Raw genomic sequence first — 23071 nt, 5'->3', positions numbered from 1 at the left:
TTGTCATGAAAAATATCTTCTCCCGATTGTCACCCCCCGAAAAATCGTCCGACCGCCGTGGTTTCCTGCGTAATGCCGGGCTAGGTGGTCTTTCACTTGGTTTAATGTTTGATAAGCAGCCTGGACGATTCTCCGCTGAACAGGAAATGGAGTTTATCACGCAGAAAGTTAGCCGCGACTCAAAACCGGCAGACTTGAAAATTACCGACCTGCGAGTAGCCGTTCTATCGGGTGTTCCATTTTCCAGCCCTATTATTCGGATTGATACGAATCAGGGTCTTGTTGGCTGGGGTGAGGTGCGCGATGGTGCCAGTGCCAACTATGCGCTGATGTTAAAAAGCCGGTTGCTAGGTAAAAATCCCTGCAATGTTGACCAGATATTCAAGCAAATTAAGCAGTTTGGTGGACACAGCCGGGCGGCTGGGGGTGTTTGTGGCGTTGAGATGGCTCTGTGGGATTTAGCTGGTAAAGCGTATAACGTACCCGCCTATCAATTGCTGGGGGGTAAATTTCGCGACTACATCCGACTATACGCCGATACGCCTGAAGCCGATACCTACGAAGGGTTTGCCCAGAATATGAAAAAGCGTAAAGATCAGGGGTACACGTTCCTAAAAATGGATTTTGGCATTGGTATGCTGGCCGGTAAGCCTGGTATGCTGGTTAATGCCGATAACTGGAGCGTGAAACAACAATGGAATGATCGGGAATCTGGTAAATTGGGTAATTACGCTAATACAAAGCACCCATTTACACGCATCCAGGTTACTAAAAAAGGATTGGACAATCTGGTAGAACACGTTGGTAAAGTACGCGATATTGTCGGCTACGATACGCCTTTGGCAGCTGATCACTTCGGCCACTTCGACGTAAACACAGCTATTCAAATTGGCAAGGCGATGGAACCGTTTCGGCTAGCCTGGCTCGAAGATCTTGTGCCCTGGTTTTATACCGATCAATGGAAACAAATTACCGATGCTATTGACACGCCAACGCTAACGGGCGAGGACATCTATTTAAAAGAAGATTTTATAAAACTAATTGACGCTAAAGCCATCGACATGATTCACCCGGATTTGGCTTCGTCGGGTGGTTTGTTGGAAACTAAAAAAATCGGTGATTACGCTGAAGAAAAAGGGATTCCGATGGCAATGCACTTTGCCGGTTCACCCATTTCTATGATGGCTAACGTGCACTGTGCGGCTGCTACCGAGAACTTTGTTGCGCTCGAACACCACGGTGTAGACGTTGCTGGATGGGAAGACCTCATTACCGGTATGAAACCCATTACGGACAAAGGGTTTGTTAAAGTGCCTGATAAACCGGGACTTGGTGTTGAATTGAATGAGGAAGTAGCCAAAAAATTCCTTAAGAAAGGAGCTACCTGGTTTGCGCCCACCGACATATGGAATACCAAGGATTCTGCCGATCGGGAGTGGAGTTAACCTAAGTAACGCGGGCGGAAGCCCGTGAAGCCGACGTTGTGGTAATAGCAAAAATACTGCTTTCGGCTTCACGGGCTTCCGCCCGTATTACATTAATAAATCTTCCAGCGCCTTTGTCAAGTCAGTGTATTTATACGTAAAACGAGTCTCGTCGGTAATGCGTTTGTTCAGAACATAGTTACCGCCGATAACGACAATGGCCATTTCGCCATATAGAAGTTTAATGGCAAATGCCGGAATGTTAGGCAGTAACATAGGCCGGTGCAATACCTGCGCAATGGCTCGCGTCAGGGTTTCGTTGGTGACGGGATTAGGCGCAACGGCATTGTAAACACCTTGCCACGAATCATCTGAAAGCCCTCGAATAAACAGCCGACATAAATCATCCAGGTGAATCCAGGAAATGTACTGCTGCCCCGAACCAATGGGCGCTCCCGCCCCCAACCGAACGGGCTGGACTAACTTGGGTAAAGCTCCTCCATCGGGCATCAGCACTACCCCAATCCGAAATTTCACGGTACGAATACCGAGCGAAGCTACCTGTTCTTCTGAACGTTCCCATGCCCGTACCACCTGTGCCAGAAAATCAGAACCGCCCTGGCTGGTTTCGGTGAGGGGACGGTCATCGGTGTTGCCCCCGTAATAACCAATGGCCGATGCGCCAATAAAAGACTTAACGTGATGTGGATTTTTTGACAATGCCTGCGCTAACAAATCAGTCGATTGAGTGCGGCTAGTCAGAATTTCGTCTTTGCGTTTGTCGGTCCAGCGCTCATCAGCGATACCTTCTCCCGCGAGGTGAATAATATGGTCGGCGGTGGCAATCGCCTGTGGATCGATATGACCTTTCTTGATATCCCACTGATAAACACGAACATCGGGAATGGACTTTTGAGACCGGCTCAGTAGCGACACCTGATAGCCTTCCTGTTGAAGCAATTGCGTTAGGCGACGACCAATAGAGCCGGTGCCACCTGTAATTAAAACCGTTTGATTCATCCGTCAGAGGTTGGTGGGTGTAGCTATATAACACCCTAAAGGGGCCGGGTGTTTGTGAACGTACGGTAAAAGCAGCCCTCATACCGTGTCATTATACCGTGTTCCTATACCTGAAAATGACTATCCAGAACACAAGTAAAACCAGTAAAAAACGCTGTCATTTCGTGTGCATAAAGAGCGTCATGAGCCGAAAATAACATCTGTTGTATTCTGTTAGAATTTGAGTGAAAAGTCTTATTATAACTCTGTCAGTTCATAAGATTTAATGGGTTTATAAACAAACCGCCAGGAAATAGACATCTTACACCACCCACTCCTTCGGTAAACTCAATTGGCGGGCATAATGCGCCGGGGCTGTCTGGTGAACCCATTGCAGCAGTTTATTTATTTCTTCAGCAAATTCAATGTGGTAGTCGGGATCGAGTTTATTTGTTTTTTTTAACACCTGATCGGTGCGTTTGGCAATGTACTCGGCGGCTTTATCGGAGCGGGAATTATACTTTTTCAGCAGGTGGGCGTTGTGGTCGTAAAACGTATTGAGCATGTATAGCATCAGCTCAACTTCGCCGTATTTGTCTTTTGTAACTTTCAGGTGGCGGCTGATGTAGCCGCTCACTGTGCGCATATCCATCATTAGCCAGCCGGGGGTGTCAGCGTGGAGATTGGACGTGCGGTCAATAAATTCTCGAATCAGGAGACGCCGTTCATCAATAGTTTTTTTCTCTTCAACCAACTCGAATTGAAGCCGTTCGGTCAGTACGGCATCTTTGGTGATCAAGCGCAGCAGTAATTTATCTTTCTCTACGCCCGGCATTCGGACAATAGCTTTTTTGAGGTCAGAATCGAGAGCAGGCATTTATAAATGATGACTGGGTTGCCGGTGCGATGATGACTGGGTCGCCGGTGCGATTATAAATGTAAAAATACTTCGCTATGAGTAATAATTCATCATTCTCTTAAACGCCTACCGTATCACCTTCATCAGTTCGGATTTTGTCTTCAATATAAGCGATGATTTCGGCGGCAACGTCGCTACTCGTTGCATGCTCGATGCCTTCTAAACCTGGCGACGAGTTGACTTCCAGCACCAGCGGCCCACGGTCAGACCGAAGCATATCGACCCCAGCCACTTTTAAGCCGAGCGCGCGGGCGGCTGCAATAGCCGTTTGTTCTTCGTGGGGCGTGAGTTGCACGGCAACCGCGTTGCCACCCCGATGAATATTGGAGCGAAAATCTCCTTCTGCACCCTGCCGCTTTATAGCACCCACTACGCGACCACCCACAACGAACGCCCGAATGTCAGAACCCCTGGCTTCGGCAATAAACTCCTGCACTAGCACATGCTTTTTCAAGCCATAAAACGCTTCGATGGTTGACTTGGCAGCTTTTGTCGTTTCGGCCAGTACCACCCCAATTCCCTGCGTACCTTCCAGCAGTTTAATCACTACCGGCGGACCACCAACGAGTTTGATAAGCTGCATCACGTCGCCGTTTTTTGGATGGTTGGCAAAGACCGTTTTGGGTAACCCAACGCCTGCTTTAGAAAGCACCTGCAAGCTTCTTAATTTGTTTCGTGAGCGCGTAATCGCCTGTGACTTAGCCGTTGTGAAAACGCGCATCATCTCGAACTGTCGAACAACAGCACAGCCGTAATCCGTTACGGAAGCGCCAATGCGGGGAACAATAGCATCGAACGAATCTAATTCCTGACCTTCGTAAAGAACTGAAGGCTTACCACCTTCAATCATGACATGGCAATTCAAATGATTCACAATGACGCCCTCATGACCACGCTGATTGGCGGCTTCGAGGAGTCGTTTAGTAGAGTATAAATTCGGATTGGCCGATAAAATGGCAATTCGCATTGATTCAGTGAAAAGTTATGAGCGAACAGTTGTTGGCAAGCGAATAGAAGACAAGTTGATCTCTTACTGACTGCACTTATGACGTGTGTGTTTGCCGCGCAATTTTAGCTTCGTATGACAGGTTTTTCTCTGATACATCGACAATAAAGCGGTTACGGAGCAGCTTCCGGCCTAGAAGTATAGGGTTTTTGAGTTGTTCGCGGTCGGCAAGGGTAAATTCAGCCCGGATTTTGCGTCCGAACAAAACAATGCGGGTTTTAATGACGTATCGTAATTCGGCTACACCAAACGAATTACGAATCATGCGCTGGCTAAATTGGTCGCTGTAAAATCGCCGGGAATCTTCACCGGGTTTGTCGATCAACCAAAAACTTAATCTCGTTCTCAGTCTTGTCTTTATCAACCGAACATCTTTGCAATGCAAAGCCGATGTAAAAGCACCCGTATCTATTTTGGCCTGTACATCGAACAACCCTAAATCTGGAAAATCGACCAGATCCGTCATACCAATGATCTGCTTTGGCTTCGTTATCAAGTTTTCAGGAACGGGTAATTTCATGGATAAATAAGCTTGATTTTCGGTTGCGGTCTATGGATTGGGTTCGCCGGAAACTGGAAATCAAAGGTCATTATGTGCGTATCAATCGGCTGAAGGTAAGCGACATATCCAACATAATCATTTTTGCGCGGGCATTTCGTTCGAGATGATAAGCGGCTTCGTTGAGGTCGTTTACAATGTGCTCGATATGGTTGATAGTCAAGATTTTAGCGAAGTTTTTTACAAAAGCCATTTCGTCATCAGGCAACCGCAACAACTCGGCAACACCCTGTTGCCACAAGAACAAATCGCGGTATAGGCGAATGCTGTAATCCAGCAATCCCTTTTGTTTTTCCTTACTGAATCCGTCGAACTGGTCGGCCTGCTTAACAAGCGCAATTAAATCCTGTCGGTAGCAGGTCCGCATCCAGTCGGCAAACCACGTGTGCTGATCTGATTGGAAAGTGCTCCCCCCGCCGTTGCGGTTCGAATGAGTGCCTTTTTGGCTCAACTGCAACGCTTCCGCCAGATTTCCATCGGCAAGATAAGCAACGCGTCGGGCAGTGGTTTCGTCGAGATTTAAGTGTTGGCGCAGGTACGTGGCAACTTCTTCATCCGTAAAGGCTCTAACCGCCACCCGTTGCGTTCGTGACAGGATGGTAATGAGCAACTTATCGGGTTGATTTGTTACGAGCAAAAACAGCGTTTGGGCAGGCGGCTCTTCCAGCACTTTCAGCAGTGCGTTGGCCGAGGTCACGTTCATCAGCTCGGGTAGCCAGATGAGCATAATTTTGTACGCACCCTCATAGGCTTTCAGCGATAGTTTTTGCAGAATATTCCGGGCTTCTTCCGCCGAAATGTTGCCTTGCTTATTGTCGGCCCCCATCAATTCCAGCCAGTCGGGTAGGGTACGGTAAGGCGTATCGAGCAGGAACTTCCGCCAGTCGGCCAGATACGCTTCTGACGTTTTTCCCTTTGCCAGATTTGCCACCGGAAAAACCATGTGCAAATCTGGATGCACGAATTTCTGAATTTTCACGCACGACGCGCAACGTCCACACGCATCATCGGGTTGCTTATCTTCGCAGTTGACATACTGAGCCAGCGCCAGCGCCAGCGCCAGATTGGCACTGCCTGTAGGACCATCGAACAACAGTGCATGGGCAAGGTGATTCGTCTGAACGGCCCTTAGCAACAACTGTTTAGTTTCAGTATGGCCTATAATTTCGGAAAATTGCATAATCTCGTTGACCGGGAAGTACCACGTCAGGGTGATGCTCCATTTAGTCCTTAAGCTGATTGGATAGCTATAAATCGGTCAGGAAACTGAGCGGGGTATTGTGGGGCGATCCCATCCGCTCTATCGTAAAAATTTCTCTTAAAATGCTTTCTTCCTGTCCGTCGAATGCTTGATTACGTCGCTTAAATGCTTCGCGGGCTACCTGGACGGCCTTCTCAAGACGGTACGTCATAAAACCGTCAATGGCCCCACCCCACGAAAACGAAGGTACATATTTAGGTGGTAGACCCGTGCCAAACACATTGACGTTGACACCTACAACTGTTCCCGTATTAAACATAGTTCCAATCCCCGTCTTGGTGAAATCGCCCATGAATAAGCCGCAAAACATTCGCCCTGTGTCCACCGGATTTTTTGTAACGTAGCTGTGGAGCTTAACTGTCGAATAGTCGTTTTTGAGGTTCGACGTATTTGTTCCAGCGCCAAGATTGCACCACTCGCCCACAACCGAATCGCCGAGATAGCCTTCGTGACCTTTACCACTGTTGGCAAATAAGATGGAATTACCGATTTCGCCACCTACTTTACAATACGGCCCTACGCTGGTATTTTTACGCATCGAACTATTATAATGTACCATAGTTCCTTCACCGAATGAACAGGGGCCAATCAGTACGCTGCCTTCACTAATAATAACATCTTTGCCAATATAAATCGGGCCATCTTCGGCATTCAGAATAGCTGCCCGGACTATGGCACCTTCTTCGATAAACACGTTTTCGGGGGCGTAGCAGCGAGTGAACGGGTCGGTGATTGGCTGCGACTGGCGACCGGCTGTAAGAAGCACAAAATCAGACTGAATCTGGATTCCGTTGGCAGCAATCAGGCTCCAGAGATGCCGTATCGTTGGTACCATCGCGTCGAACGTTATGGTATGCTGCGGTAAGTCGGTGAGTTGAGCAGCCTCCTTCACCACATAGTCGGTGTGGAGAGCCATCAGTAAACCGCTGGGAGAGATCAGGCTTTCGCCCAGGGCTAACGTTTTTAGCCGATCAACCAGTTCGTCAGTCGGGCATAAGGCTCCGTTGACGTATAGATTACTGGTGGCTGTTTGTAGCGGGTATTTACCGCTAAGATAAGTCTCTGTTATAAACGATGGCGTTGTATCAAGGCGTATTGCCCATTTTTCGGCAATGGTCAGGATACCGACCCGAATATCGGCTACTGGTCGTGTAAACGTAAACGGCAGCAGTGCTGGCCGGATCGTCGGATCGTCGAATAAAACTAAGTTAGACATGCATACGAGCAATTGCGAACGTAAATATTCAACCTTAATTTGAAAAAAAAGAACGTATTAACAGTTAGGTTTTTATCATTCTGACGTAATGGTACTTTATGTGCCAAAATAAAATGTAGTGTAACAGATGTTTACGAAGAATATAGTATCACTAACTACGGACAACCTTATAGAACACATCGCTGTTTTGCAGGATGAAAGAGGTTTATTTCCTTCATTTCGTCATAATCCAACTATTTTCTATCGACGCCCGGATACCAACATTTTCTTTACGGCCACTACGGTTTTTACATTGCAGTCGTTGCAGTCGCTTGTTTCGCCGGGTACTCAGCAAGTAATTAATCAAATCTCGGAAAGAGCGCGACTGGCCTATCCTCTCTTTCGAAATAAAGATGGACTGAACACCTATAATTTCTGGCCTACACGCCCGTCCCAGCATTTTTCTAACGGCTATGTGTTCCGCCATTTTGAGCATTTTCGTATTCCCGACGATATCGACGATACGGCTATGGTATACCTGACGACCAAGCCCACACCCGACGATTGTCTTTGGCTGAAACATAAATTGGGCCAACACGCCAATGGTAGCCAGCAGTACCGAATTAGAAACACGTACCCTGATTACCGATACCTTAGCGCTTATTCGACCTGGTTTGGTAAACATATGGGCGTTGACTTCGACGCGTGTGCGTTGAGCAACATCCTGTTTTTCCTCTATCAATATGATCTGCCCCGCAACCAGCACGACGCTGATTCACTGGTGTATCTGCGGTCGGTAGTGGAGTCAGGCCGCTATGTGTCGGAGCCATTCCGCTGTGCGCCCCACTACGCCCGAGCCTCGCTGATTATTTACCACCTGGCGCGACTCATGGCGGCTTTTGATATTCCCGAACTTGATGCTGTTCGTCCGCGTCTTATTGCCGACGGGCATCAACAATTGTCTAACGTGCGTAACCGTGTTGAGCAAATGATGCTGTCTACAGCCTTGCTGCGGTTAGGCGAAATTATTCCTGAGCTACCTGTTGATGGTATCGAGCAGGATTTTGATCGTTTCCACTTCTTCATTGCGGGTCTGCTTACGGCTTACGAACAGCCTTGGCTACGCCGGTTTGCCGACCGCCCACTCATGCAAATGCGCTGGCAATGCGAGGCTCATTGCTGGGCTTTAGTCGCTGAGTATCTTGCTCTGCTGAAGAAGAATAAGGAATAATGGAAAATCGTCCAGACCAGGCATTGTTATAAGCCCATACCGCCATCCACAAAAATCGTTTGTCCCGTAATGTAGCGGCCCGCGTTGGAACAGAGCAAAACAGCCAGACCAGCAATGTCTTCGGGTTGGCCTGCGGAGCCGATTGGAATAACCATCCGCTGACTTATGCGGTTAGGAATTGGGGGTATTGGTTGCTCGGTACGGGGCGTTTTAATAACACCGGGCGAGAGGTTATTGACTGTAACGCCTTGGTCGGCAAGTTGCAGAGCAAGATTGCGAACTGTATTGGCAATGGCTGCTTTGGTACCTGCATAGACAATCATGGTTGGATGGGGCTTTACCTCCTGAACGCTGCCAATGGTAAGAATCCGGCCCCACCCGCGCTCGGTCATACCCGGTGCAAAGCGTTGCATGAGTAGCAACGTAGATTTCCAGTTGGTGTCAACTTGCTCATCAAATTCGTCGGCTGTGGTTTCGTGCCACTGTTTGGGTAGTTGTACCGATGCGTTGGTAACCAAGATGTCGATATACCCAAATTGCTCACCGGCCTGACGAAACAAATCATCGGCTGCATCGGGCTGTGCCAAATCAACGCCAGCGATGGCTGTTTTTACCCCAAAAGATTTGGCTTCATTGGCAATAGCTTGCGCTTCGTCTTTATCACTTCGATAATGCACCAGTATGTTGGCTCCAAATTCTGCCAGTGCCAGTGCAATGGCTTTCCCAATTCCTTGACTTGATCCCGTTACGAGGGCATTTTTTCCTGATAAGTTGAGCAAGTCCCTAATCATTAGCTAGTTGAATTTGTAGGTAACTTACAAAAACAGCAAACCAAAAACGATACTTTTGAGCGTTTAAATCGTAGCTAATAGTCTTAATATGTTTTAGTCATGTCGGCAGGTATCGCTATAACGAAATCAGCAAGATTACGATTTTCAGTTGTAGGCTTTTCAATGTCGGCTAATTCGACGGAGGATATGGTGAGAATTTTGAGCGGTCGGGCGCTGCTTGTTAGTTGTTGCTGCCGCAGATACCAGACAATACCATCGAAATTCTTGGAGTGATAATCACCGTTGACATGCAATAGCGTTTGCCCCGGTTTCCAGTTTTGGCGAATAAAATAAGCCATCGTGGCATCTTTAATCGCCTGAGCACGCGCAAAATTAGCTGTCATGTCCGTCTGGGTGCCGTGCGGATTGGCACCAGACTTTCCTTCATTATCCCCCATCATGTTCATCATGGCTGTGTAGCCGGGCAGGGTTAGGTCAACAGATATTGGTAGCGGTGCTATCTGACGTTTAGCCTCAGCGGGTAATGTATCAAGGGCCGACAATCCCTGCCGCGAGACCAATCGGGCGTAACGTCGCGGGATATTCGTCGCAATAAACGGAATATGCTGCTCCCGGGCGAAGTCGGCAATAGGTTTATAATCGGTGTCGTAGTTGGGCCAGAGTCGGGCCTGCGTAGCTAGTTCTTTAGAGGTGGTTCGTCCCTGCACATAGTCGCTGAGCGCCGTTTGATTATCGGTTTCGAACATTTCGGCACCAAGCACAAGATTACCTTTTTTTGCGGCCTGTAAGTCTTTTGTTAGTTGAAACTCAAGCCAATGGCAGATGGGGTTGTTGTGTAACTCGCCAAACAAAATCACGTCAGCTTCAGCCGCCTGATGAAGCAGCTTGGCATACGTAGTTGCTTTTAGTTTTGGCGTATAGAGTCGGTAAGCGGGTTTATCGGGTCGGAAAGAGAAGGCCAGAAAACAAAGCAGCAATAGGGTAAGGCGCATCAGCTAGGTGGTTCATAAGCAATGCTGTAACCATTCAGAGCCACAATTGGTTACCCGTCTGTCTGTTAATGCCTTCCTTTCTATGAACTTATTAGAAACTCTGCACCAATTTCCGGCTTTGGCAACTATCCCGGATGAGCAACTTCAATGGCTTATCGACCGGTCCGAAGAGGTATCGTATCCAAAGGAGGCCGTACTTTACAAGCCCAATGAACCTGTTGATTACTTGCTGTTGCTGTTGGATGGCCGCATTCGTATAGATTCTGGTGCCAATGGACCGAGCGACGAACTGATTACCTACGGCCCTTACTCCTTTTTGGGCGTGCTGCCATTCTCGCGGATGACAAGCATTCCTAATCGGATAGTGGCCGAGACACCAGCCCGTTTACTTCAACTTCATCGCGACGATTTGCGTGGGCTGGCCCAAAATTGCTACGAACTGACGGAAGCTCTGGTTCATCAGATGACAACCCGCGTTCGGGATTATACAAAACTGACGCAGCAAAACGAGAAGATGGCCTCGCTTGGGAGACTGTCGGCGGGACTGGCCCACGAACTGAACAATCCCGTGGCCGCTGTTGTCCGCTCGGTGGATACGCTCAAGACACATTTGCGAGCCACACCCGAAGCGTTCAAGGCGGTTATGAATCTTCAGCTAACCGCCGAGCAGGTGGACTGTGTGACGGTGGTATTTTTTAAGAAAATAGACCAGCAATTAGCTGCCGATACGCACCAACTAACGTTACTCGAACGAACGACTCTGGAAGATGATATTACTGATTGGCTCGACGATCATGGTGTTGACGACAGTATGGATCTGGCTGGACCACTGGTTGATTATAGCTTTACGGTAGACGATCTGGAGTGGATTCTGGAAAAAATTGGCGATGAAAACCTGGCGGGCGTAGCCAACTGGTTAGTCAACAATTTAGTGGCCGAAAAGCTGGTCTTCGATATTAGCGAGGCCTCTAAACGGATTTCTACCCTAATTAACTCGATCAAAAATTACACGCATATGGACCGGGGGGTGGGCAAGCAACAAATTCCACTCGCCGAAGGTATTCGTAATACACTTACCTTGCTGGCTCATAAAGTCAAGAGTAAGCATATTGCTCTAACCCTGACCATTGCTGACGATCTGCCCGCTGTTTGTGGCTGGCCGGGTGAATTAAATCAGGTCTGGACAAATCTAATCGACAATGCCATTGACGCTTTACCCGACGGCGGTAAACTCGAAATCAACAGTCAACCCGATAGACGTTCTGATGGGGTGGATTTTGTGTTGACAAAAGTAATCGACAACGGAACTGGTATTCCAGATGACATACGTGATAAAATATTTGAGCCATTTTTTACAACCAAAGAAATAGGGAAAGGCACTGGTCTCGGCCTCGATATAGTTCAGGGCATTATTAAGCACCATAACGGGTCCATAAAAGTACAGTCAGAACCGGGCCACACAGAGTTCAGTGTCTGTTTACCTACTCAATAAAACTGGGTTGCTGTTCATTTAATCACCTCTCCCTTCTTATCAATGAAACTACCCATTATTTTCTCCATCGACGACGATCCGCAAGTATTGCAGGCCATTCAGCACGATCTGCGACAGCAGTACCGAAAGAAATACCGTATTCTCTGTACCAGTTCGGCCCGCGAAGCGATTGATTCGCTGCCCGAATTAAAGAAAAAAGGGGAAGAAGTTGCCCTTTTTTTATCTGATCAGCGCATGCCGGACATGTCTGGTGTCGAGTTTCTAAAGCAGGCACGCCAGTTCTACCCGAGTGCCAAACGTGTTCTGCTAACAGCTTACTCCGATATTGACGCGGCTGTGCGGGCCATCAACGAGGTACAACTGGACTATTATATTGCCAAGCCCTGGGACCCACCCGAAGAACAACTATACCCTGTACTAGACGATCTGCTAAGCGATTGGCTCGCCGACTATCGACCGGCTTATGAGGGCTTAAAACTACTTGGTTATCAGTTTTCGCCCCGTTCGCATGAGTTAAAGGATTTTCTGGCGGGCAATCTATTTCCTTACCAATGGCTTGACATTGAGAGCGATTCACAGGCAAAGGATCTTCTCGATCTGCATGGCCTGAGTACGAATGATTTACCTGCTATACTACTCGAAGATGGCACGGTGCTTAAGCAGCCTAGTTTAGCCGATTTAGCGGCAAAATTGGGGTTACAACCCAAAGCGTCCGAAGGATTATATGATCTGGCAATCATCGGTGCTGGACCGGCTGGTTTGGCGGCAGCAGTGTATGGTGGCTCTGAAGGACTAAAAACGATTTTGATTGACAAACGGGCTCCTGGTGGGCAGGCCGGAACAAGTTCACGTATCGAAAATTACCTTGGCTTCCCGAATGGCCTGAGTGGATCCGACCTTACCCGCCGAGCCATTACCCAGGCGCAGCGATTTGGGGTAGAGTTTCTGGCTCCGCAGGAGGTAATTTCCATTACATCGCAGGGGCAGTATAAACACATTAATTTGGGTAGCGGCAGCGAAGTTGTGGCGCGATCCATCATACTTAGCACGGGCGTTTCCTACCACCAGTTGGAAAACGAAAGTCTCCAGAAATTTACTGGCGCGGGCGTGTATTATGGCGCGGCTACCACTGAAGCGTTTGCCTTTAAAGGCCAGCCGGTTTACGTTGTCGGTGGAGGGAATTCGGCAGGGCAGGGGGCCATGTACCTCTCCCGAACGGTCTCTGAGGTGTTCATTTGTGTACGTCGGCCTGACCTGTCAGAAAGCATGTCGCAGTACCTGATTGAGCAGATTGAAAAGACACCAAACATTACCGTACTCGGCTGTACCGAAGTGGTAGAGGGATTAGGTAAGGAACGTTTGGAATGTCTGGTTCTGGAAAATATGGATACCAAGGAACGCCGGACCGCGGAGGCTGCAGGCCTGTTTATTTTTATCGGTACCAAACCCCTGACCGACTGGATTGAGATGGACATTATTAAAGATCCGAAGGGATTTATTGCCACTGGACGGGACTTAGCTAAATATGCCGATTTTAAACAGGTCTGGCGATACCCGCGTGAACCGTTTGCGCTCGAAACCTGTAGCGCGGGTATATTTGCGGCTGGCGATGTGCGGGCCGGAGCCATGAACCGTGTTGCATCAGCTGTGGGCGAAGGAGCAATGGCCGTGAGTTTTGTTCACAAATATTTAGCTGAAAATTAACGTAGCGCGGGTAGAAATCCGCCAATACTAAAATTATGTCCAGTTCGCTGTTGCGGTGGAAAGTAGCCCTATCCAGTAAAAATGCGTAAAATTGCGGGTTTCCATCGCAACGGCGAACTGCCTACTTTACACGTATGTCTAAAAAACCTATCTGTTCTCACCTGTCCGCACTGACGGAAATCCATGTTGCAAAGGAATACCTTTGCGAAGAATGCGTCAAAACGGGCGGCTCCTGGGTACACCTGCGAACCTGCCAAACCTGTGGTACAACACTCTGCTGCGATTCATCGCCCAATCAGCATGCAACCAAGCATTCTCACGCGAGTGGTCACCCCGTTGTTGTCTCGTCTGAACCGGGCGAACGGTGGCTTTGGTGTTATATTGACGAACAAATGGTGACTTATTGAACAAGAGTTGTCGTTTTGTGTTTTTAGAGGTAGAATTGTCTATAGACTGAAGACAACTTATAACGACAACTAGTGAATGATTGCCGAACAAACGCTTACCGAGCACTATTACCGCGTGCGGCTGCATTCCGAAGCCATATGCCGTGGTCTCGAAATTGAGGATTATGTGGTGCAGCCTGTCGCCGATGTCAGCCCACCCAAGTGGCATTTGGGGCATACAACCTGGTTTTGGGAAACGTTTGTGTTAGTGCCAAATGCACCCAATTATCGCATTTTTCACGAAGATTTCAGCTACGTTTTCAACAGCTATTACGAGACGGTTGGGAAGCGAGTACTCCGCACCGACCGGGGAAATCTCAGTCGTCCAACGGTAGCGGGCGTGTATACTTACCGCGCTTACGTAGACGAACAGATGAGCCGGTTCTTGGATACTACGGATCTATCGCCCGAACTCTACGCGCTGGTTAAACTTGGCCTGAACCACGAGCAGCAACATCAGGAATTGCTTATTACCGACATTAAATATATTCTGGGCCACAATCCCTTATTGCCTGCCATCGAGATGCCTATTCGTGAGCATCAGGCGCAGATTTCCGGCCAGCCTATCGTAATCGACGAAGGAATTTATAGGGTTGGTTATCAAACGACTAATGGTCAGAATAATGAGCCGTTCTACTTCGACAATGAAGTGGGCGTGCACAAGGTATACCTAAATAAAACGACGCTTGCCGGTAGTCTGGTTACAAACGAAGAGTATTTGGCTTTCATAGAATCGGGCGGCTATCAAAACTTTCGGCATTGGCTTTCCGATGGTTGGGCGTGGGTAAAAGCGCATGACATAAAAGCACCATTATACTGGCATCAGGTTGATGGTGAATGGTGGAGTTACACCTTCGACGGGCTCAAACTTGTCGATCTGGATGCTCCGGTTTGCCACGTGAGTCATTATGAAGCCGATGCCTACGCGCGTTGGAAAGAACAGCGTCTACCAACCGAATTTGAATGGGAAGTTGCCGCCGTGGATTTGGCCGCCGTGGACTTATCCTCACAACAACTCAATTGGGGATTACGATGGGAGTGGACAAATTCCGCTTATCTGCCTTATCCCGGCTTCATAACTGCTGTAGGGGCCGTAGGTGAATATAATGGTAAATTTATGAGTGGGCAGATGGTTTTGCGAGGGGCATCAGTCGCTACGCCCGAAGGTCATTCCCGGCCAACTTACCGCAATTTTTTTCAACCAGACAAACGATGGCAGTTTACCGGAATACGTTTAGTGAATCCATGACGTCGGAACCACTAACGATTAGTAATGAGGTTGATCCAGCCCTGGTTGAGGAAGTGCGAGCGGGCTTGCAGACAATACCCAAACGTCTATCTTCCCGGTTTTTCTACGATGCAGAAGGAAGTCGAATTTTCGCGGAAATTATGCACTCCCCGGATTATTACCTGACGCGGTCGGAGTACGAAATTCTGGATACGTACAAAGCCGATTTTCTCCGGCAGTTCACGCCGGACAATCGTCCGTTCGATTTGGTCGAACTAGGGGCTGGTGACGGATTGAAAACGAAAATTTTGCTGGCTTTTCTCGAAAGTCAGCATGTTGACTTTACGTATGCGCCGGTCGATATTTCAGCCGATGCGCTGGAGGGTTTGGTTATCGACGTGCGTAGGCAATGGCCTGATTTGCAGCTTAATCCGCGTCATGATGATTATTTCAGCGCACTTGAGCATCTTTCCAATGAAACCAACAGTCGAAAAGTTGTCCTTTTCCTGGGGTCTAATATTGGCAACTTCACGCCCGACGAAGCAGTAGACTTCTATCAACAACTTTACAACCGCCTTCAACCCGGTGATTTAATCTTGACAGGTTTCGACCTGCAAAAACACCCGGCTGTAATTCATACGGCCTATAATGATCGGCAGGGGTTAACGCGGGCTTTTAATCTGAATCTTCTCCGTCGAATTAATCGTGAACTCGACGCTAATTTCGATCTGGCGACTTTTGACCATTACGAAACGTACAATCCCGAAACTGGTGAAGCCCGTTCGTATTTAGTTAGCCAGAAAGCGCAGGCCGTAGAAATTAAAGCGCTGGATATGCGGGTTCCCTTCCAACACGGCGAAATTATTCATACGGAGATTTCGCGCAAATTCACCCGTATGCAAATTGAGCAGTTGGCCCAGCAAACGGGCTTTTCGATGACGGGCTGGTTCACCGATAGCAAAGGCTATTTTGCTGATGTGGTCTTTGAGCGCTAGTAGAGACTTTTAGACAGAAAGTCTCGGTTTTGATAGCTGTATACGGCCATCAAAACCGAGACTTTTTAATTAAACAAGTAGCTGGAATTAGTCCAACGGTTCGGGTGAGAGACCGTATTTTTCTTTACGTATCTGTACCCATTCCTTCACGGTTCCACCCTTTATGAAATGCTCGTCTTCATCCTGAAGCTCCTGATCCCAGTCGTAGTCAACGGCAATTCGTCCTTCAAAAGAGATCGTTATCTGTAAACTATTGGCCGGTGACTGTCCCTCGTTAGCCCGATTTGTAAACAGTTCCGGGAGCGCTTCTATAACTTCATCAGGAAATTCAGTCGACAATATCTGAACTTCCCCGGAAGCATCGAGATAAGTACCATCGCATTCCGCTTCTTTGCTCGATACCAAGTATTGGATATTGAGTTCAGCTATTGTCCAGGGTTCGGTAATGACCTCATGGATGGCCGTTGTCAATAATTCGTAGATCGTTTCGGTTCTCATTGTTTTTTGCAGTGTCAACGCTGGACATGTAGCGCGTTAACTGGCCGATTGCCTTTGAAATCACAAGCTATTGACCAGATTACACACATGTATAGCCTGTTAACATAATTTTCCTGCTAAAGTTGATTTTTTGAAACGGTGTTCTGTACAAAGACACTGGTATCGACCCAACGCCAACCGTTCGCAGCTTAATGTCTACTCTACTAGCTGCCTGTAGATCAGCTTAACACACTGAATCACGTCTACAGTAAGCAATGCGCCCAGCTTCTGGGTTTTGGCAGATAGGTTTTTTGAAAGACTGACTACTTCTAGTTGACGTAAACTAAACCGCAACCGTACTGTCTTGTGCCTCAAAACCCATTGAGACGGTGACGCTCTTCCAGTTCTCTAAATCAGTTTTAACGGCATTTATCTTTTCATAAGCCATGTCGTATGCATCCTGACCCAGAAATAAATGAAGGGGCGGGTTTTGTTCTTCCGCAATCCGAATGAGCGCTTCGACCGCTTTTTCAGGATCTCCCGGTTGATTACCGTTAATCGCATTTTGGTGCGCCTGTTGTGAATCCCTTACTTCTTGGTACGCAGCAATGGGGTGTGCAGGAACGCCCAATGAACCAGCCGTAAGAAAATCGGTTCGGAAATAGCCGGGCTCTACGACCGTAACATAAATGCCAAAAGACTTGGCCTCGGCAGACAGAGACTCCGAAAGACCTTCTACCGCAAACTTGGTTGCACAGTAAATGCCAAAACCAGGAAAAGCTCCAGTGAAGCCACCGATAGACGAGATGTTGATTACATGCCCGGAACGCTGTTCCCGCAGATGCGGCATAACGCTACGGATGACATTTATAGAGCCGAACACATTGATGTCAAAATTTTCGCGGGCTTCCTGATCGGTAAGTTCCTCAATACTACCCAACAAACCGTATCCGGCATTATTAACCACGACATCAATTTGACCAAACTGCCCAATCGTCTGGTCAATAGCCTTTTTAACGCTAGCTTCTGTTTTTAAGTCAACGGTCAATGGCAGAAAATTGTCATTATATGTTCCAACTGCCCGGCGTAGGTCGTCAATATTCCTGGATGTAGCCGCTACCTTAAATCCTTTAGCCAGTACTTGTTTGACGAGGCTGAGGCCAAGCCCTTTAGATGCTCCTGTGATAAACCAAACCTTTTTCGTATCCATAATTTTGCTCTTTTTAGTGAGAGCAAAATTAGTTGGCTTAGGCAGAAAGGACATTGCGGTATCCAAACCAATACTTACTAAATTCAAACAATCCGAAAAGCAGAAGGAGTTATACTCGTTTGTTTTTTGAAAAAGTAATTGAAATGAGCTGGTTCGTCAAAGCCGAGACTGTAACTGATTTCAGATATATTCCAGTCAGTATGACGCAGCAACGCTTTGGCCTCACTCGCCAACCGTTCCGCAATATGATTGGTCGTCGTCTTGCCGGTTGTTTCCTTGATAGACCGGTTCAAATGGTTTACATGCACCGATAATTGCTGGGCAAAATCGCTGGCTGATCGCAGTTTAAACCGTTGAGACGGTGATTCGATGGGAAACTGACGTTCCAGTAGCTCAGTGAAGACGGCTGTAATCCGGGATTTAGCGTTTGGGTTTTGGAGCAGCGTTTCTGTGGGTTGCAGTTTGAGCGCATAATGAATAAGTTCTGTTACGTAATTGCGAAGCAAATCGTATTTAAACCGATAATCACCTTTGATCTCATCAATCATTTTCTGAAATAACTGGCTTACATAGTCATCCTGCCGTTTGTCGAGGAGATAGGCTGGTTTCCCTCCATTAGCGAACATGGGTAACTCACTAAGGTTTCCCCGAATTTTTTCGGTAAAAAAGGCTTCCTTGAAAATACAGAAAAAGCCGGTTGTGTCGTCTGATGCCGACTCCCAGGCATACGGAACCTGCGGATTAAAAAAGATAAGTGTAGACCCGTCGCTTTCGATGCTCTTATCGGCGTAGTGATATATGTTCTTACCACGTATAAGGCTGATTTTGTAAAAATCCCGGCGGCTATATTGTACTGGAGCAACACCCGGCCCCAGACAATCGTCCAGCCGAAATGTATTAAAATGCCCAATATCCTGTTGCAGATTATCCGGTAGCCAATTGAATTTATATTGATAGAAATCTTCTAATGTCTGGGTCTTTGCCATGTCGTAAACTTACGAAATTCAAAGCAGGATCAATCATAGCCAAAATTCTGGTTCTACCCCTTGAACGGTAGTTATAGCCCACAGCAGGAAACAGTGCGAATTGCAATTACGGGTGTGTAGCGTTCAGAATAAAATCGACAATGGGCGTTGGATTGGGAAGACTATGGGGATGATGGCCGATGTTGGGTTTGTGAATCACCTGAATTTGCCCGCCCAGTGCCTTTACTTTCTCCTCAAAAGGAGCCGTATTCTCACTTACCGGAACGCCCTCATCTATGTCGCCCACCACATGCAACAGTGGATAATGTCCGTTTACAATGTCGGCTACTTTATCAATAGGATTGCCTGTGAACGCTAAGGCTTGCTCCTCAGAAATCAGCCCGTAGTCTTTTTTGAAAATCTCCCAATCTGCCAGACTGCCTTTACTTTTTCCTTTGCCACCCGGCCAGCTTTTGAGATCCAGTACGGGTGCATCGGCATACACGCAGGCTACTTTTTCCGGATTCGCAGCGGCCCAATTATATATATAAACGCCCCCGCGGCTTAACCCTTCCAAAGCTACTTTAGGGGCTAAACCCGCTTTCCGGGCAAACGCATAAAAGTTATTCCAGGCGGTAATTGCCTGAGCGTTTCCAAACAGTTCGGCCACATCGCAATACACGACATGAAACCCACGATCCAAGAGTGCAATGTCGGTTTGCGGTTCATGACCCCAGAACCGCGCCCGCCATATCCAGGGCAGCCCTTTGGCGGCTCTTCGCGGTTTAACCACTTTACAGGCCCGTCCATCCAGCACAAAATCGGCACAGTCGTAGCCGTAAAAAGACGAGACTTTAACGGGTTCGTTTATTGTTTTAAAGAAGTCGAAGCCCTTTTCTTCCTGACTGATCACCGCTTCATAAAGTCTTTTGGCAATGACTGCTGTACCCAGTGAATCAGGGTGTAATTTGTCAGGAAAGTAGTCTGGATGATCAATGAATAAGGCGTGTAAATCAATCAGTTCACATTTTTCGTCAAAGGCCACCTGCTGGATTCGTGGGATAACCAATGCGGAAATAGCCTGATCGGTTTGCCGCGTCGTATCTGTCAGGAAAGAAGCTACCGGCGACAGCAAGATAATTCGTGGGTGCGTTGGTAGGGCTTTAATTGTTTGAATAAGTAGTTTATAATCAGGCACAAACCTATTAATCTGCAAGCGATAGGGCAAGCGGCTATCATTCGTTCCCAATTTAATGAAAACCAGATCGGGGTTGCTTTTCAGCGCCTGCTGATAAGCAGGTGTGTCCACATACGAGTTATCAACATTGCGAATTATTGTTTTGGAACTCACCCCAAAATTCATCACCTCATAGTTGGCTCCCAACAGGGTTTGTAATTGTCCGGGATATGAATTCTGCTCCCGATTTGTAAGACCATGACCGTAAGTAATGCTGTTTCCAATGCAAGCAATCCGAACCTTATTTTGCGCATATGCATAAGGAGACAACAGCGGGTAACATAGAATGAAAAGAAAGCAGAAATAATACCGTTTCATGGAATCAGTGGGTGAGGTATTCATTTTGAGGAAAAAATCTGGAATCTAGCTTTTGGTACTCTAAAAGCTAATTAGGTCTTGGTTTGTCAAAATACTGTCGCATAAACAGAAATTGATATGTTACCGCATTCGTCCAGTAATTCCAGTTATGACCACCGGGCCGGGTGATGTAATCATGGGCGATATTTCGCTCGAGTAACTTATCGTGTAAGTTATTATTAACGCGAAAGAAAAAATCTTCAGTACCACAATCAATGATCAACGACAAGGCTCCCGGCGTGAGTAAGTAGAGTAAATTAGTGACGGTATTTTGTTCCCATCGTTCCGGAAACTGAGCATATGTACCCAGGCGTTTGGCCATGTCCCAATTGTTGGGGAAAGGCCGAATATCTACCCCGCCACTCATGCTACCGGCTGCACCAAAAACAGTCTGGTGCCTAAATGCCAGATACAACGCGCCATGACCTCCCATACTCAAGCCTGTGATAGCTCGTCCCGCTCGATTTTTGATAGTTTTATAATGCCCATCAACCCAGGTTACTAACTCATCGGCAACATAGGTTTCATACCGGAATGAGGGGTCAGCCGGACTATCGAAATACCAACTGCCAATATTGCCATCCGGGCAAACGATAATCATCTTGTGTGTATCGGCAGCATTACCGAGGGCGGGCACCTTTTTTGCCCAATCACTATAATTGCCACCATAGCCGTGGAGTAAGTACACCACCGGAAAATCCTGCCCAATTGAATAAGAGTCTGGAGTTACAATGACCGCTCTGATCGTCTTCTTCATAGACGAACTATAGGTTTCTACGGTATCGACTTTAGCCGCCTGAACGGATAGGTTGATGGTTGCTAAAATTCCGGCAATGAATAAAGCACGAAGAAAATTCATGAGAGTGTAAATTACGAGATGCTCATGAAATAAGGAGATTTATCGTTATCACTACCCTTTCGGGGTGATTATTTTTGGGGAAAGTGAATAGTAATCTTCAGTTATAGGTTGATTTTTTATCGTTAAGGGTAGGATAGGGTATTTCTCATGCTAGTTGCATAGATAAAGCCCTATACGTAACGTATAGGGCTTTATACAAAATGGGTAGTCTCGACGGGAATCGAACCCGTATCAAGCGTTTAGGAAACGCTTATTCTATCCGTTGAACTACGAGACCAAAAAAGGAGCGGTCAACGTGACCGCTCGCTTGTAACTGCAAAATTGCCTAAAATCCGTCAACTGGCCAAACCATCGCCAAACTCCTCTGCCGAATTGGTGAGGGGTATGCTGACCCAGTTGGGGTAAATGAAGTAATGCTTCTCTTTTACTAAGTCATAAAGTAACTCTCGCAGTTCACCCACATTCTCGCCGGTTTCGGCTGAGATGAACGCTACATAGTCTGCTTTTTGGGCCAGATACGTTTTCTTGAGGTACTCCAACGCGGTTTGTCGGCGCACCGCTACCGGAATCATCACCTCTTCAGAGCCGTTGAACACCTCGTCCTCGTCCGGTAATTCGGTTTTTTCCGTCCATGCGTCTTTCGGTGAGAACCGATCCATTTTGTTGAAAACCAGCACCATGGGTTTATCGGCAGCTTTGATGTCAGCTAGTGTAGCGTTGACGACTTCAATCTGTTCCTCAAAATTCGGGTGCGATACATCGACAACGTGAATCAGGATATCGGCTTCGCGAACCTCATCGAGTGTCGATTTAAACGACTCGATCAGCATCGTTGGCAGTTTACGGATAAAGCCAACAGTGTCGGTCAACAGAAATGGGATATTTCCGAACGTTACTTTGCGAACCGTCGAATCGACCGTAGCAAACAGCTTATTTTCGGCAAACACATCGGTCTTCGCCAAGGTGCGCATAAGCGTCGATTTTCCTACGTTGGTGTATCCCACTAAGGCCACACGCACTAAACGGTCACGTTCTTTTCGGCGTGTAACGCTTTGTTTATCAATCTTTTCCAGTTTCTCCTTTAGAAACGAAATCCTGTCTTTCACAATCCGGCGGTCAGTTTCGAGCTCTTTCTCTCCCGGTCCACGCATCCCCACGCCACCTTTCTGGCTGGTTAAGTGGCTCCACATCCGGGTCAGACGAGGATACATGTACTGGTACTGAGCCAGTTCAACCTGTACCCGAGACTGAGCGGTTTGTGCCCGCATTGAGAAAATATTCAGGATAAGAAGGCTGCGGTCAAGCACCTTAATATCCTTAAAACTATCTTCCAGATTCCGTACCTGAGACGGCGTTAGATCATCATCAAAAATGACGCAATCAACCGGATTGTCGAGAATGAATGTCTGGATTTCCTCCAGTTTGCCCTTTCCAACAAACGTACGGTTATCGGGATGTTCGAGTCGTTGAGTAAACGATTTAATCGTTGTAACACCCGACGTTTCGGCTAGAAAGGCCAATTCGTTCAGGTAATCTTTTGTTTGGTCGGCCGTTTGCTTTTGCGTAATCAGCGCGACCAACACAGCGGTTTCGGGTGGTTTATGCGTATCGACCATATAAATTAGTAAAGGTTGTTCGTCAGTTTATACTGTGCGAATGACTAACTGAATCATGCGCAAAAAGCAATAAGCCTGTAAATTATAACGGGTCATATTGGGTAAAAG

21 protein-coding genes and 1 tRNA gene are annotated in these 23071 nt (G+C 47.4%); 7 read left to right on the top strand and 15 right to left on the bottom strand.

Annotated elements, in window-relative coordinates:
- Positions 1-5: 5 nt before the first annotated feature.
- Positions 6-1445 carry a mandelate racemase/muconate lactonizing enzyme family protein gene (locus ACFS25_RS19505; RefSeq protein ID WP_381504333.1) on the top strand — a complete coding sequence of 480 codons (1440 nt, stop codon included), beginning with the start codon at positions 6-8 and terminating at the stop codon, positions 1443-1445.
- Between the two features lie 87 nt (positions 1446-1532).
- Here the strand turns inward: ACFS25_RS19505 and ACFS25_RS19500 are convergent, their stop codons facing one another.
- The 6 genes from ACFS25_RS19500 to ACFS25_RS19475 all read right to left on the bottom strand — a co-directional run bounded on the left by ACFS25_RS19500 (position 1533) and on the right by ACFS25_RS19475 (position 7384).
- Complete coding sequence (locus ACFS25_RS19500) at positions 1533-2444, bottom strand: TIGR01777 family oxidoreductase (protein ID WP_381504332.1); 912 nt, start codon at positions 2442-2444, stop codon at positions 1533-1535.
- A gap of 301 nt (positions 2445-2745) precedes the next feature.
- Positions 2746-3300, bottom strand: coding sequence for a hypothetical protein (locus ACFS25_RS19495; protein ID WP_381504330.1), 555 nt, complete (start codon positions 3298-3300; stop codon positions 2746-2748).
- Positions 3301-3400: 100 nt separating this feature from the next.
- A complete protein-coding gene (gene rimK, locus ACFS25_RS19490) occupies positions 3401-4309 on the bottom strand; it encodes a 30S ribosomal protein S6--L-glutamate ligase (RefSeq protein ID WP_381504329.1) in 909 nt (302 codons plus the stop codon).
- 76 nt (positions 4310-4385) lie between these two features.
- Positions 4386-4868: an ATP-dependent zinc protease family protein gene (locus ACFS25_RS19485; protein WP_381504327.1), complete on the bottom strand. Its 483-nt coding sequence runs from the start codon at positions 4866-4868 to the stop codon at positions 4386-4388.
- Between the two features lie 70 nt (positions 4869-4938).
- Positions 4939-6087, bottom strand: coding sequence for a DNA polymerase III subunit delta' (holB, locus tag ACFS25_RS19480; RefSeq protein ID WP_381504325.1), 1149 nt, complete (start codon positions 6085-6087; stop codon positions 4939-4941).
- Positions 6088-6154: 67 nt separating this feature from the next.
- The gene (locus tag ACFS25_RS19475; RefSeq protein WP_381504324.1) at positions 6155-7384 is read right to left on the bottom strand and encodes a putative sugar nucleotidyl transferase; all 1230 of its coding nucleotides are present in this window, start codon (positions 7382-7384) and stop codon (positions 6155-6157) included.
- 127 nt (positions 7385-7511) lie between these two features.
- Here ACFS25_RS19475 and ACFS25_RS19470 point away from each other — a divergent pair, with 127 nt between their 5' ends.
- Positions 7512-8594, top strand: a complete 1083-nt coding sequence (locus tag ACFS25_RS19470) for a hypothetical protein (protein ID WP_381504323.1) — start codon at positions 7512-7514, stop codon at positions 8592-8594.
- Between the two features lie 26 nt (positions 8595-8620).
- On the opposite strand, the gene ACFS25_RS19465 is transcribed toward ACFS25_RS19470, so the two are convergent.
- Both ACFS25_RS19465 and ACFS25_RS19460 read right to left on the bottom strand, forming a co-directional pair.
- Positions 8621-9385, bottom strand: coding sequence for an SDR family NAD(P)-dependent oxidoreductase (locus ACFS25_RS19465; protein ID WP_381504321.1), 765 nt, complete (start codon positions 9383-9385; stop codon positions 8621-8623).
- 83 nt (positions 9386-9468) lie between these two features.
- A complete protein-coding gene (locus tag ACFS25_RS19460; protein WP_381504320.1) occupies positions 9469-10377 on the bottom strand; it encodes a ChaN family lipoprotein in 909 nt (302 codons plus the stop codon).
- Positions 10378-10459: 82 nt separating this feature from the next.
- Here ACFS25_RS19460 and ACFS25_RS19455 point away from each other — a divergent pair, with 82 nt between their 5' ends.
- The 5 genes from ACFS25_RS19455 to egtD all read left to right on the top strand — a co-directional run bounded on the left by ACFS25_RS19455 (position 10460) and on the right by egtD (position 16242).
- Positions 10460-11869 carry a sensor histidine kinase gene (locus tag ACFS25_RS19455; protein WP_381504319.1) on the top strand — a complete coding sequence of 470 codons (1410 nt, stop codon included), beginning with the start codon at positions 10460-10462 and terminating at the stop codon, positions 11867-11869.
- A 42-nt stretch (positions 11870-11911) separates the two neighbouring features.
- Entirely contained in the window at positions 11912-13573 is a 1662-nt protein-coding gene (locus tag ACFS25_RS19450; RefSeq protein ID WP_381504317.1) for an FAD-dependent oxidoreductase, read from the top strand.
- Positions 13574-13707: 134 nt separating this feature from the next.
- The gene (locus tag ACFS25_RS19445; protein ID WP_381504315.1) at positions 13708-13980 is read left to right on the top strand and encodes a UBP-type zinc finger domain-containing protein; all 273 of its coding nucleotides are present in this window, start codon (positions 13708-13710) and stop codon (positions 13978-13980) included.
- Between the two features lie 76 nt (positions 13981-14056).
- Positions 14057-15268: an ergothioneine biosynthesis protein EgtB gene (gene egtB, locus ACFS25_RS19440; RefSeq protein WP_381504314.1), complete on the top strand. Its 1212-nt coding sequence runs from the start codon at positions 14057-14059 to the stop codon at positions 15266-15268.
- A complete protein-coding gene (gene egtD / locus ACFS25_RS19435) occupies positions 15265-16242 on the top strand; it encodes an L-histidine N(alpha)-methyltransferase (RefSeq protein WP_381504594.1) in 978 nt (325 codons plus the stop codon). Before egtB ends, egtD begins: the two co-directional genes overlap by 4 nt.
- Before the next feature lie 87 nt (positions 16243-16329).
- Here the strand turns inward: egtD and ACFS25_RS19430 are convergent, their stop codons facing one another.
- From ACFS25_RS19430 to hflX, 7 genes are all read right to left on the bottom strand, one after another.
- A complete protein-coding gene (locus ACFS25_RS19430; protein ID WP_381504312.1) occupies positions 16330-16740 on the bottom strand; it encodes a hypothetical protein in 411 nt (136 codons plus the stop codon).
- 322 nt (positions 16741-17062) lie between these two features.
- Complete coding sequence (locus ACFS25_RS19425) at positions 17063-17929, bottom strand: oxidoreductase (RefSeq protein WP_381504310.1); 867 nt, start codon at positions 17927-17929, stop codon at positions 17063-17065.
- A gap of 83 nt (positions 17930-18012) precedes the next feature.
- A complete protein-coding gene (locus ACFS25_RS19420; RefSeq protein WP_381504308.1) occupies positions 18013-18915 on the bottom strand; it encodes a helix-turn-helix domain-containing protein in 903 nt (300 codons plus the stop codon).
- Positions 18916-19021: 106 nt separating this feature from the next.
- Positions 19022-20473: a GDSL-type esterase/lipase family protein gene (locus ACFS25_RS19415; RefSeq protein ID WP_381504306.1), complete on the bottom strand. Its 1452-nt coding sequence runs from the start codon at positions 20471-20473 to the stop codon at positions 19022-19024.
- A gap of 43 nt (positions 20474-20516) precedes the next feature.
- Positions 20517-21347, bottom strand: coding sequence for an alpha/beta hydrolase (locus ACFS25_RS19410; RefSeq protein WP_381504304.1), 831 nt, complete (start codon positions 21345-21347; stop codon positions 20517-20519).
- A gap of 205 nt (positions 21348-21552) precedes the next feature.
- A tRNA-Arg gene (locus ACFS25_RS19405) sits at positions 21553-21624 on the bottom strand.
- Between the two features lie 58 nt (positions 21625-21682).
- A complete protein-coding gene (gene hflX / locus ACFS25_RS19400; RefSeq protein WP_381504302.1) occupies positions 21683-22963 on the bottom strand; it encodes a GTPase HflX in 1281 nt (426 codons plus the stop codon).
- Positions 22964-23071: the final 108 nt, after the last annotated feature.

Source organism: Spirosoma flavum, assembly GCF_042686045.1.
Taxonomy (GTDB): domain Bacteria; phylum Bacteroidota; class Bacteroidia; order Cytophagales; family Spirosomataceae; genus Spirosoma; species Spirosoma flavum.
The sequence above is the reverse complement of the archived record's forward strand: the minus strand, read 5'-3'. Positions and strand labels throughout refer to the sequence as shown.